Annotated in this window: 10 protein-coding genes; 8 read left to right on the plus strand and 2 right to left on the minus strand. The window is 44.2% G+C overall.

From position 1 onward, the window contains the following. Positions 1-5 precede the first annotated feature (5 nt). The 6 genes from rpoC (at position 6) to tuf (ending at position 8,557) form a co-directional block, all read left to right on the plus strand. Positions 6-3,647 carry a DNA-directed RNA polymerase subunit beta' gene (rpoC, locus tag HMPREF0083_RS20590; RefSeq protein ID WP_040304157.1) on the plus strand — a complete coding sequence of 1,214 codons (3,642 nt, stop codon included), beginning with the start codon at positions 6-8 and terminating at the stop codon, positions 3,645-3,647. An 80-nt stretch (positions 3,648-3,727) separates the two neighbouring features. Next, positions 3,728-3,976, plus strand: coding sequence for a 50S ribosomal protein L7ae-like protein (locus tag HMPREF0083_RS20595; protein WP_040304159.1), 249 nt, complete (start codon positions 3,728-3,730; stop codon positions 3,974-3,976). Between the two features lie 150 nt (positions 3,977-4,126). Further along, positions 4,127-4,549, plus strand: a complete 423-nt coding sequence (gene rpsL, locus HMPREF0083_RS20600; RefSeq protein WP_021623680.1) for a 30S ribosomal protein S12 — start codon at positions 4,127-4,129, stop codon at positions 4,547-4,549. Between the two features lie 58 nt (positions 4,550-4,607). Next, positions 4,608-5,078 carry a 30S ribosomal protein S7 gene (gene rpsG, locus HMPREF0083_RS20605; RefSeq protein ID WP_040304161.1) on the plus strand — a complete coding sequence of 157 codons (471 nt, stop codon included), beginning with the start codon at positions 4,608-4,610 and terminating at the stop codon, positions 5,076-5,078. Between the two features lie 69 nt (positions 5,079-5,147). Beyond that, complete coding sequence (gene fusA, locus HMPREF0083_RS20610; protein ID WP_021623682.1) at positions 5,148-7,229, plus strand: elongation factor G; 2,082 nt, start codon at positions 5,148-5,150, stop codon at positions 7,227-7,229. Between the two features lie 137 nt (positions 7,230-7,366). Continuing rightward, positions 7,367-8,557, plus strand: a complete 1,191-nt coding sequence (gene tuf, locus HMPREF0083_RS20615; protein ID WP_021623683.1) for an elongation factor Tu — start codon at positions 7,367-7,369, stop codon at positions 8,555-8,557. A gap of 151 nt (positions 8,558-8,708) precedes the next feature. On the opposite strand, the gene ftsW is transcribed toward tuf, so the two are convergent. Continuing rightward, positions 8,709-9,893, minus strand: coding sequence for a putative lipid II flippase FtsW (gene ftsW, locus HMPREF0083_RS20620; protein WP_051354742.1), 1,185 nt, complete (start codon positions 9,891-9,893; stop codon positions 8,709-8,711). Between the two features lie 303 nt (positions 9,894-10,196). On the opposite strand from ftsW, the gene phoU reads away from it, so the two are divergent. Continuing rightward, positions 10,197-10,841 (plus strand): phosphate signaling complex protein PhoU, encoded by a 645-nt coding sequence (phoU, locus tag HMPREF0083_RS20625; RefSeq protein ID WP_021623685.1) that lies wholly within the window; start codon positions 10,197-10,199, stop codon positions 10,839-10,841. 112 nt (positions 10,842-10,953) lie between these two features. Here phoU and HMPREF0083_RS20630 read toward each other — a convergent pair whose 3' ends face one another. Further along, positions 10,954-11,184, minus strand: a complete 231-nt coding sequence (locus tag HMPREF0083_RS20630) for a glutaredoxin family protein (protein WP_021623686.1) — start codon at positions 11,182-11,184, stop codon at positions 10,954-10,956. A 336-nt stretch (positions 11,185-11,520) separates the two neighbouring features. Here HMPREF0083_RS20630 and HMPREF0083_RS20635 point away from each other — a divergent pair, with 336 nt between their 5' ends. Further along, a complete protein-coding gene (locus HMPREF0083_RS20635; RefSeq protein WP_040304164.1) occupies positions 11,521-12,171 on the plus strand; it encodes a YitT family protein in 651 nt (216 codons plus the stop codon). The last annotated feature ends 259 nt before the right edge of the window (positions 12,172-12,430 follow it).

Raw genomic sequence — 12,430 nt, forward strand, 5'->3', positions numbered from 1 at the left:
GCGCCTTGTTAGATGTGAATAATTTTGAGTATATGAAAATTGGCCTCGCATCACCCGATAAGATTCGTTCCTGGTCTTACGGTGAGGTCAAGAAACCGGAAACCATTAACTACCGGACCTTAAAGCCGGAAAAAGAAGGCTTGTTCTGCGAGAAAATTTTTGGACCGACAAAGGACTGGGAATGTCATTGCGGAAAGTACAAGCGTGTTCGTTATAAAGGCGTAGTCTGCGATCGCTGTGGGGTTGAAGTCACCCGCGCGAAAGTACGCCGGGAGCGCATGGGGCACATTGAGTTGGCTGCCCCGGTCTCTCACATCTGGTATTTCAAAGGAATTCCAAGCCGTATGGGACTTGTGCTTGACATGTCTCCGCGTTCTCTGGAAGAGGTTATTTATTTTGCATCGTATGTAGTTGTCGATCCGGGCGAGACGCCGCTGGAGAAAAAACAGCTGCTGTCTGAGAAGGAATACCGTAACTACCGCGAGAAGTACGGTGCCTCTTTTACAGCTTCCATGGGTGCGGAAGCAATTAAACGCCTGCTTGCAGAAATTGACCTAGATAAAGAGGTCGATTACCTAAAAGAAGAGTTAAAGTCAGCACAAGGACAACGTCGGAACCGTGTGATCAAGCGCTTGGAAGTACTGGAGGCATTCCGCAATTCAGGCAACAATCCAGATTGGATGGTGCTTGACGTACTACCGGTTATTCCACCAGAGCTTCGTCCGATGGTACAACTGGATGGCGGTCGTTTTGCGACGTCCGACCTGAATGATTTGTACCGCCGTGTAATTAACCGGAACAATCGGCTGAAGCGTCTGCTGGATCTGGGGGCACCGGATATCATCGTGCAGAATGAGAAGCGCATGTTGCAGGAAGCGGTAGATGCTCTTATTGACAACGGCCGTCGTGGCCGTCCGGTTACTGGACCAGGGAACCGTCCATTGAAATCTCTTAGCCATATGTTGAAAGGTAAGCAGGGACGTTTCCGTCAAAACCTGCTTGGTAAACGTGTTGACTACTCCGGACGTTCTGTTATCGTTGTAGGGCCACACTTGAAAATGTACCAATGCGGTTTGCCGAAAGAGATGGCACTGGAACTGTTTAAACCTTTTGTAATGAAAGAACTTGTCAGCAAAGGGCTGGCTCACAATATTAAATCTGCAAAACGCAAAGTAGAGCGCGTGCATCCAGAAGTATGGGATGTTCTAGAGGATGTTATTAAAGAACATCCAGTTCTTTTAAACCGCGCCCCTACACTGCATAGACTGGGAATTCAGGCATTCGAACCGACGCTGGTTGAAGGCCGCGCGATCCGTCTGCATCCGCTCGTATGTACGGCATATAATGCTGACTTTGACGGTGACCAGATGGCTGTACACGTTCCGCTGTCAGCAGAAGCGCAAGCGGAAGCTCGCATCTTGATGCTGGCAGCGCAGAACATCTTGAACCCGAAAGATGGAAAGCCTGTTGTTACGCCTTCGCAGGATATGGTGCTTGGTACGTATTACTTGACGATGGAGAACAAGGCAGCCAAAGGCGAAGGCTGTGTGTTCTCTAATCCGAATCAGGCGATTGCGGCGTATGCGAACGAACATATTACGCTTCATGCCCGCATTGCTATTCCGCCGAAGAGCTTGAACAAAACGTCCTTTACGCCGAAACAGGCGGAGGCTCCATTGATGGTGACAACAGTTGGGAAGCTTATTTTTAATGAAATTTTCCCGCCGGAACTGCCGTTTATCAATGAGCCGACGAAAGCAAATCTGCAGAAGAATGTTCCTGATAGGTTCTTTATCTTTGAAAAAGGTACGAATGTAAAAGAATTCCTGGAACAGCTTCCTGAGCAGGAAGCTGTAAAGAAGGGATATCTAGGTACAATCATCTCTGAGTGTTTCCGTCGTTTTGGAACAACACAAACATCAGTTATTCTTGACCGGATTAAGGCGAATGGCTTTAAGTATTCGACCAAGGCGGGTATCACTGTTGCGGTTGCCGATATTAAAACACCGGACGAGAAGCAAGAAATCCTTTCAAATGCTGACGAGCAAGTACAGAAGGTATTGCAGCAATACCGTCGTGGTTTGATTACGGAAAACGAGCGCTATGACCGGGTTATTAGCATCTGGAGTAAAGCGAAGGATGATGTAACCAAGGTGCTCATGGCTTCACTCGATAAATTCAACGCCATTAACATGATGGCGACATCCGGTGCCCGTGGTAACGTATCGCAGATTACCCAGCTTGCCGGTATGCGCGGTCTGATGGCAAATCCATCTGGACGTATTATTGAGCTTCCGATTAAATCCAACTTCCGTGAAGGTCTGACCGTATTGGAATACTTTATTTCCACGCATGGTGCGCGGAAAGGTCTGGCAGATACGGCCCTTCGTACTGCGGACTCTGGTTATCTTACCCGCCGCCTTGTTGACGTTGCGCAGGATGTTATCGTGCGCGAGGAAGACTGCGGTACGGATAAAGGCGTTAAGGCAGGAGCACTGCGCGACGGAAAAGAAATCATTGAGGATCTGTATGATCGTATTGTCGGCCGTTATTCCTTCCAGACAGTACGTCATCCAGAGACAGGTGAAATCATCGTGGGTCGCAATGAGCTTATCGATGAGAGTATTGCCGATGAAATCATGGCCGCGGGTATTACGGAAGTGAATATTCGCTCCGTTATTGGTTGCCGGACGCAGCATGGCGTATGTAAAAAATGCTATGGTCGTAATTTGGCTACAGGTAAAAAAGTTGATATTGGGGAAGCAGTTGGTATTATCGCTGCGCAATCCATCGGGGAACCAGGTACACAGTTGACGATGCGTACGTTCCATACTGGTGGGGTTGCCGGGGATGATATTACACAAGGTCTACCGCGTATTCAGGAGCTGTTTGAAGCTCGGAATCCGAAAGGCCAGGCGGTTATCACCGAGATCGAAGGGGAAGTTATCGATATTCGTGAGGGTAAAGATCGCCGTGAAGTCGAGATTCGCGGTGAAACCGAGAACAAGGTATATCCAATTCCTTACGGTTCCCGTCTGAAAGTAAGCGTCGGCAGCAGAGTCGATATTGGTGAGGAATTGACTGAAGGTTCTATTGACCCGAAAGAGATGCTGAAAATTCGTGGTATGCGAGGCGTTCAATACTATATCCTGCAGGAAGTACAGAAAGTATACCGTATGCAGGGGGTAGAAATTAACGATAAGCACGTGGAAGTTATGATCCGTCAGATGCTGCGCAAAGTTCGTGTGGTTGATAACGGAGATACCGATCTTCTTCCAGGATCTTATGTAGAAATTCACGAGTTCGAAGAAGCCAATAAGAAGACGCTGTGGGAAGGTAAACAGCCTGCCGTAGCCCGTCCGGTGCTGTTGGGTATTACCAAAGCATCTCTTGAAACAGATTCCTTCTTGTCTGCGGCATCATTCCAGGAGACAACACGTGTCCTGACGGATGCTGCAATTAAAGGAAAAGTTGACCGCTTGTTAGGCTTGAAAGAGAATGTTATCATAGGTAAATTGGTGCCTGCAGGTACAGGTATGAACCGTTACCGCAATATTTCTCTGGAGCATGAACTGATGCCAGCCGAGGAAGCTTCTGAAGCAGCCTTTACAGAAAGTCAACTGGAAGATGTTATACTAGAGAAATAATGAATAAAACTTGTTGACACAAATTGTCGAAGGTGATATGATATCTGAGTGTGCCTAATACTGCTTTGGAGGATATGAAAATGTCTTATGAAAAAGTGGAACAGGCTAAAGCAACTGTGATTGGTGCTAAGCAAACCTCACGTGCCATTGAGCTCGGACAAATATCCGAAGTGATTGTGGCCAAGGATGCGGACGCCCGATTAACCGGTAAGGTTATTTCACTATGCCAAGATAAAGGTCTGCCGGTTCACTATGTTGATTCGATGCACCGACTCGGCAAGGCATGCGGGATCGATGTAGGAGCTGCAGTGGTTGGTTTAAAAGTATAATATGCAACTTAACTTACGTTTTTGCTTATTCCCGGGGGCCCTTCTTCAGGAAGTGGCTTCCGGGAGCAAAAACTTTTCGTTTGCCTATCAATGAACCACCAGGACCTGTGGTCTTAAATTCACGTGTAACATTGGAAGGAGGTGCGACGCATGCCAACAATTAACCAGCTCGTGCGCAAAGGTCGCGAAAAGAAGGTTTATAAATCTAAATCTCCGGCTCTCGGAAAAGGCTACAACAGCATGAAGAAGGAGTTAACAGACACGAATTCTCCACAAAAGCGTGGTGTATGTACTCGTGTAGGTACAATGACTCCGAAAAAACCGAACTCCGCGCTTCGTAAATACGCTCGTGTACGTTTAACAAACGGCATTGAGGTTACAGCGTATATCCCGGGTATCGGTCACAACTTGCAAGAACATAGTGTTGTTCTTATTCGTGGAGGCCGTGTTAAAGACTTACCAGGTGTACGCTACAAAATCGTACGTGGTGCTCTGGATACAGCAGGTGTACAAAACCGCAACCAGTCCCGTTCTAAATACGGTACAAAACGTCCGAAAGCGCCGAAAGCATAATCTGCTTCAAGCGATGTAAGACATACGTAAAAACTTAAAGGCAAAGGAGGGGAAACGAATGCCACGTAAAGGCCCAGTACCTCGTCGTGATGTATTACCTGACCCGATTTACAATAGCAAATTAGTAACTCGCCTGATCAATCGTATGATGATTGACGGTAAGCGCGGAGTTTCTCAGCGCATCCTGTATGATGCTTTCAATCTTGTTCAACAACGTTCTGGCCGTGATGCAATGGAAGTGTTTGAAGAAGCGATGAAAAACATCATGCCGGTTCTTGAAGTTCGTGCTCGTCGTGTAGGTGGTGCAAACTACCAGGTTCCGGTTGAAGTTCGTCCGGAACGCCGTACTACACTTGGACTTCGCTGGTTAGTGGAGTACTCCCGCAAACGCGGTGAGAAAACAATGGAAGAACGTCTTGCAGGTGAAATCTTGGATGCTGCCAATAGCACTGGAGCAGCCGTGAAAAAGCGTGAAGACACACATAAAATGGCGGAAGCAAACAAAGCGTTTGCTCACTACCGCTGGTAGGATGCAAGGCGGATACTTATCCGCTTTGCTTTGCCAAATCTCTAACATGAGAAAGGGGCTAGTACTTGCATGGGACGCGAATTCCCCTTAGCCAAGACTCGTAATATTGGTATCATGGCACACATTGATGCTGGTAAAACGACGACCACTGAGCGTATCCTGTTTTATACAGGCCGCGTTCATAAGATTGGTGAAACGCACGAAGGTGCTTCACAAATGGACTGGATGGAACAAGAGCAGGAGCGTGGTATTACGATCACTTCGGCAGCCACGACTGCTCAATGGAAAGGTCACCGTGTAAACATTATTGACACACCGGGTCACGTAGACTTCACTGTTGAAGTAGAACGTTCCCTGCGTGTTCTTGATGGAGCTGTTGGTGTTCTTGATGCCCAGTCTGGTGTAGAACCGCAAACGGAAACAGTATGGCGTCAAGCTACGACATACGGTGTACCACGTATCGTGTTCGTCAATAAGATGGACAAGACGGGTGCAGATTTCCTCTATTCTGTACGCACGCTGCATGAGCGTTTGCAAGCGAATGCGCATCCGATCCAATTACCGATCGGTGCGGAGGACAACTTCCGTGGTATCATCGACCTTGTTGAGAAGAAAACATACATTTATACGAATGACCTTGGAACAGATATTGAAATCACTGAAGGCTTCCCGGCTGAATTTGCCGAGCAAGCTGAAGAACTTCGCGGTCAACTAATCGAAGCGGTTGCTGACTTTGATGAAGAACTTATGATGAAATATCTAGAGGGCGAAGAAGTATCGGTTGAAGAATTGAAAGCTGCGATTCGCCAAGCGACAATCAGCGTTAAGTTCTTCCCGGTTACTTGTGGTTCTGCCTTCAAAAATAAAGGCGTTCAGCCGATGCTTGATGCTGTTATCGACTACCTTCCAGCGCCGATTGATGTACCGGCGATCCAAGGTGTTGTTCCAGACAGCGATGAGCAAGTAACTCGTGAATCAAGCGATGAAGCTCCATTCTCAGCGCTTGCATTCAAAATCATGACTGACCCTTATGTAGGTAAATTAACGTTCTTCCGTGTATACTCAGGTACACTTGAGTCCGGTTCATACGTGCTTAACTCTACAAAAGGCAAGCGTGAGCGTATCGGTCGTATCCTGCAAATGCATGCAAATTCCCGTGAAGAGATCAAAATCGTATATTCCGGGGACATTGCTGCAGGCGTAGGCTTGAAAGATACAACAACAGGGGACACTCTTTGTGATGAGAAAAACCCTGTAATTCTTGAATCTATGGAATTCCCTGAACCGGTTATCGATATCGCGATCGAGCCAAAAACAAAAGCTGACCAGGATAAAATGGGTATGGCTCTTGCAAAATTGGCTGAGGAAGATCCAACATTCAAAACGCATACTAACGAAGAAACAGGTCAAACGATCATTCGAGGTATGGGTGAGCTTCACCTTGATATCATTGTTGATCGTATGAAACGTGAATTCAAAGTAGAAGCGAATATTGGTGCTCCACAAGTTGCATACAAAGAAGCCTTCCGCCAGGGTGCGAAAGTTGAATCCAAGTATGCGAAACAATCTGGTGGTAAAGGTCAATACGGTCACGTTGTAGTTGAATTCGAACCAGGCGAACCAGGTTCCGGCTACGTGTTCGAAAACAAAATTGTCGGTGGTGCGATTCCTCGTGAATACATCCCTGCTGTTCAAGCTGGTATCGAAGAGTCCATGGCAAACGGTGTTCTTGCCGGATATCCGATCCTTGACCTGAAAGCAACGCTTGTTCATGGTAGCTACCATGAGGTTGACTCCTCTGAGATGGCGTTTAAAATCGCTGGTTCTATGGCTTTGAAAGAAGCTGGAAAGAAAGCTAATCCAGCTATTCTCGAACCAATGATGAAAGTAGAAGTAACTGTACCGGAAGAATACATGGGCGACATCATGGGTGACATCAACTCCCGTCGCGGACGTATCGAAGGTATGGAAGCCCGTGGTAATGCACAAGTTGTTCGTGGTTTTGTACCGCTTTCCGAAATGTTCGGATATGCAACAAATCTGCGTTCCCGTACACAAGGCCGCGGCACATACTCTATGCACTTCGATCACTATGAAGAAGTACCGAAGAGCATCGCTGAAGAGATCGTTAAAAAAGCTAAAGGTCTGTAATTTTTCAGCAAACCCCTTTATTGTAATTAAAGAAAGGTTTAAAATGTGTAGAGGGTACATATCCTTCTTGCATTTGGACCTTTCTTTATAAATACTTATACTTCTTAAAACCTTTAATTAAGGAGGCTTTTTTCCACATGGCTAAAGCTAAATTTGAGCGGAATAAACCGCACGTAAACATTGGTACTATCGGTCACGTTGACCATGGTAAAACTACTTTGACAGCTGCTATCACAACTGTACTTTCTCAAACTGGTGGCGCGACTGCTATGGATTACGGTAGCATTGACGCTGCTCCAGAAGAGCGTGAGCGCGGTATCACAATCTCTACTGCACACGTTGAGTATGAGACTGAGAACCGTCACTATGCACACGTTGACTGCCCAGGACATGCTGACTACGTTAAAAACATGATCACTGGTGCTGCTCAAATGGACGGAGCGATCCTGGTAGTATCTGCTGCTGACGGTCCGATGCCACAAACTCGTGAGCACATCCTTCTTTCTCGCCAAGTAGGCGTTCCTTACATCGTTGTATTCATGAACAAATGCGACATGGTTGACGATGAAGAATTGCTTGAACTGGTTGAAATGGAAATTCGTGACCTTCTTTCTGAGTACGAATTCCCTGGCGATGACATCCCAGTTGTAAAAGGCTCTGCTAAAGAAGCTCTTGACAACCCAACTGGCGAATGGGCTCAACGTATTCTTGAGCTTATGGCTGCTGTTGATGACTACATCCCAACTCCAGAACGTGCTGTTGACCAACCGTTCTTGATGCCTGTTGAGGACGTGTTCTCTATCACTGGTCGTGGTACTGTTGCTACTGGTCGTGTAGAGCGCGGTGTCGTTAAAGTTGGTGACCAAGTTGAAATCATTGGTCTTACTGAAGAGCCAAAAACTACAACTGTTACAGGTGTAGAAATGTTCCGTAAGCTTCTTGACCAAGCAGAAGCTGGTGATAACATCGGTGCGCTTCTGCGTGGTGTTGACCGTACAGATATCGAGCGCGGACAAGTTCTTGCTAAACCGGCTTCTGTAAAACCACACACAACTTTTACAGCTCAAATCTATGTTCTGTCTAAAGAAGAGGGTGGACGTCATACTCCGTTCTTCGCGAACTACCGTCCGCAATTCTACTTCCGTACAACAGACGTAACTGGTATCATCAAACTGCCAGAAGGCACTGAGATGGTTATGCCTGGCGATAACGTTGAGATCACTGTTGAACTCATCAGCCCAATCGCTATGGAAGAAGGTACTCGTTTCGCTATCCGTGAGGGTGGACGTACTGTAGGTGCCGGTGCGGTTGCTACTATCATTAAGTAATCACTGCACGTTATATATTAAAAAAGAGACTCGGTCTTCGGATCGAGTCTCTTTCTATTTTATTGCTTTGTATAAATTAAGACTATAGTTACCAGAAAGGCATAGAAAGCCCCTCTCAATATTCTAGAGAGGGGTGGGAAATATGTATTCCTTACGCTTTCCGACGCTGTGTTACTGCTTTTGGAGCATTTTGCAGGCTCCTTCTTCGGCCTTCTAGCTTTTGAACGGTTTGTTTATAGTTCTCTCGTGAAATACTTAGTACAATTCCGATACTAATCATATTAAGCAATAGAGAAGAACCGCCATAGCTAATGAACGGTAGTGGAACACCGGTAATGGGAATAAGACCGGTAACACCACCAACATTAATAAATGCCTGGACAAAAATCATACTGACAACACCGATACCTACGAGTGCTGCAAAAGTATCCTGCACACGGAGGGTAATCACAAGTATGCGCCATAAGAAGAATAGATACACTAGCAAAAAAAAGCCGGCGCCGAGAAAACCAAGTTCTTCCCCTATAATTGAGAAGATAAAATCAGTCTGCACCTCAGGCAGATAAAGATATTTCTCAATACTTTTGCCAAGACCTGCCCCGGTAATCCCCCCATGAGCAAGTGCAAAGTAGGAATGTGCCAACTGATAGCCTGTCCCTAGGCCATCCATTCCGTCGGCCCACGGATCACCTACATTTTGTAGTCGATTCCACCGATACGGAGTGAAAACCACAGATAAAAAGCCCACAATGGCAAAAGGGATCCCGCCATAAAGCAGATGTTTTAGGTTAGCACCTCCCGCTACAATAACCGCCATAGCGGTTAGCACAAGAATTACCATGGAACCGAAGTCGGGCTGAAGCATGATGGCACCACAGAATAATCCTAACACCACGAAGACAGGAACAAGCCCTTTCTTAATATCGCGGATATTATCCCCCTTCTTTGTAATAAGTGCGGATAGATAGATAATTATTGCCAGCTTAGCGAATTCAGCCGGTTGCAATGAGGCAAAACCAAGATTAATCCAGCTTCGTGCACCATTCCTTAAAAGTCCGATGCCAGGAATCAACACGGCAATTAGTAATAAGAAGACAATGAATGCAATGCCGACAAAATGTTTTTTATAGAATGTATACGGAACATTCATTGTAAATAGCATAAATGCTAAGCCAATTGAGGCCCACAAGGCCTGCCTTTTCACGAAGTATGTGTCAGTCCCAAACTTATCCAGGGAGAAAACGGAACTGGCGCTATAAACGATTACAATACCAAATCCTACAAGAAAGAGGGTTAGGATAAGTATGGGGAAATCAGGTCTTCCTCTTGTTTTCATATTTTCCTCCGGATATAAAGTTTGCTTTAAGTATATAAACATGGAATCGCATATTAGTAGTTTACTATACCCTGTCAAGTGAATCAGGGGTATTTTTTACTTTATTTTTGTCCTAAATCAAGAAATGTATTTTCATTTTAGATTAACAATGTCTTAACTTTCCATTAATGATTATGTTCTATGATGTAAAGATACCGTCTTTTCTATTCTCAGTATTTTAACACTGCTATGCATATATCAAAATATAAAGTGTAGTCTATAGTATGGAAAGATATTTTCCAAGGAAGGAGGGCGAGCGCTCGAATGCAAGAAGAGCAGTTGAACCAATTAACGAACGAAGTGGCAGAGATGGCTACAATTGCTCAGACGGGCTTCCTGCAAGCATGGAGAGCATTTCTAGAGGCGGATGTCGATTTAGCTAGGGAAGTTATCGTACGTGACGAAAAGCTAAATGTATTGGCGGAGAAAATCTTTAAAATGAGTTTGCGTCTTATCGCACTACAGGCACCCGTCGCTGCCGATTTACGGGCCATAGGTTCATATTTGAAAATCGTGACTGATTTAGAGCGCATTGGGGATCTAGCGGTTGCCATCGCAAAGGTGGTAGTTCGTCTGGAAGGAAAAGCTTATCAGCTCTCCTTGTTTGAAATGCCTACAATGGCTGAGAAAGTAAAAGAAATGCTAAGTGTATGTGTGCAAGCCATTAAAAGCGGGGATTTTCGCCGTTTACGCCTGCTGGACGAGATGGATGATATCATTGATGGATATTATAGCAAGTGTTTTGAATACGTGGAGTGGAGCATGGAGAAGCAACCGGAATTAATTAAAGAAGGTGTGCAGTTAATCAAGGTGCTTCAATCTCTTGAACGTATTGGAGATCATGCGACCAATATTGGAGAATGGTCATTGTATATGTCTACAGGAAACATTGCAGATTTAAACACATAGTAAATAATGAAGGAAGGCGATTGCAAATGTGCAGTCGCCTTCCTTCATTATTGTGTAGCTATACAATTTTCCTTATGCTGCTTTGTTATCTCAAAAAGAGAATGAAAGAAAGCTATACTTCTTCCAAAAGTTTATCTAATTCTGCTGGCTTAAAGCCCTTTACCGCTTTTCCGTTGACTACGGTAACCGGAATTCCCATGATACCCAGTGCTTCGACTTCTTTTTGGTAGTCCTGATTAGAAAGCAAATCACGGACTTCAAATGCATGTCCTTTTTCTTGCAAATAATTTTTAACAAGTTCACAGGTGCTGCATCCTGGGGCAGAATACACAATGATTGACATGATGCCTTCTCCTTTCCGATAAGGTTTTCTTTGTTATTATATAGAAGTTATTTTATGTTTGTAAGGTACAATTTCTTTATTGCTTTAAAGCTTTTATGCATAAATATTCATTTATTATCAATATAATATTTTTATTATTAAGTTAATATTGAATCTTAAAATTTGATAATTGAGCCTTTTTCTTTGTTTAATTTTAAGATAGAAAACGTATTGTTTAATATGGTATATTGTAACCAATAGAGAAAAAAGAATTATTGTTTATATATATAATGCATAAAAAATGCATAAAAATAGTTGGTTGGAGGAGAAATATAAGGAGGAAGGGGTACTATTCAAGTGTCATTTGCAAGGCAAATGTTCATGATTTTAGGCGGTTGTTTTTTAGTAGCCCTTGGTATTAGAGTTTTTTCTGCTTCTGATTTGGTGCTGGGAGGTACAGCTGGAATAAGCATTGTGCTGCATCATATTACCGGGCTATCTTTTGGGGTGCTTTTTTTCTTGATTAATTTTCCCTTTTACTGGTTGTCAATAAAGCAGCTGGGAATGGGTTTTACACTCAAAACATTTATGAGTGTAACATTACTCTCCCTGCTTTCTGATGGTCTGACTGCTTTGTTAGATTTTCCAATTATTCATTCGTTTTTTGGAGCCATTATAGGTGGGGTGCTAATTGGTTTTGGATTAATCCTTCTTTTTAGAAGTAACTCTTCACTCGGGGGCATCAATATTCTTGCTATGTTCCTTAGCAGACGCCATGGTATTAATCCAGGCAAAACCATTATGATTACGGATATTTGCATCGTATGTTCTGCGCTTTTAGTATTTGACTACATACAGACTTTATACTCTGTCGTTGCTATTATGGTGATGAGTGTTGTGCTTGGACGATATCATAAAAAATCTCCTATAGAGAAGAATAATAAGCTCATTGGAGAAATGGAGAGAGAGAACGAGGCTAGTGGGCTAGGGCAATCGATTATTCCTTAAAGAAGTGCGATGTGAAGATATAAAGTGCAGGAGCAATATTCCTGCGCTTTTTATTTTGCAAAAAAGTATTGACCATATTGCGTAATATGTGATAAATTATATTTTGTCGTCACAAAAAAGATTGTAGGCCTTCGAAATTTTAAAAAATAAATTTCAAAAAGTGCTTGCAAGTTGTTTTAAAATATTATAAGATATAAAAGTCGCCGCTGAGACGCGGTGAAGTACGAAAGAAAAGTTCCTTGAAAACTGAACAGTAACA

Origin of the sequence: Aneurinibacillus aneurinilyticus ATCC 12856, assembly GCF_000466385.1 — a bacterium.
Lineage (GTDB): Bacteria > Bacillota > Bacilli > Aneurinibacillales > Aneurinibacillaceae > Aneurinibacillus > Aneurinibacillus aneurinilyticus.

Coding starts and splice junctions, on each gene's coding strand:
- HMPREF0083_RS20595 (WP_040304159.1), top strand. CDS start 3,728: ATGTCTTATGAAAAAGTGGAACAGGCTAAAGCAACTGTGATTGGTGCT.
- rpsL (WP_021623680.1), top strand. CDS start 4,127: ATGCCAACAATTAACCAGCTCGTGCGCAAAGGTCGCGAAAAGAAGGTT.
- rpsG (WP_040304161.1), top strand. CDS start 4,608: ATGCCACGTAAAGGCCCAGTACCTCGTCGTGATGTATTACCTGACCCG.
- fusA (WP_021623682.1), top strand. CDS start 5,148: ATGGGACGCGAATTCCCCTTAGCCAAGACTCGTAATATTGGTATCATG.
- tuf (WP_021623683.1), top strand. CDS start 7,367: ATGGCTAAAGCTAAATTTGAGCGGAATAAACCGCACGTAAACATTGGT.
- ftsW (WP_051354742.1), bottom strand. CDS start 9,893: ATGAAAACAAGAGGAAGACCTGATTTCCCCATACTTATCCTAACCCTC.
- phoU (WP_021623685.1), top strand. CDS start 10,197: ATGCAAGAAGAGCAGTTGAACCAATTAACGAACGAAGTGGCAGAGATG.
- HMPREF0083_RS20630 (WP_021623686.1), bottom strand. CDS start 11,184: ATGTCAATCATTGTGTATTCTGCCCCAGGATGCAGCACCTGTGAACTT.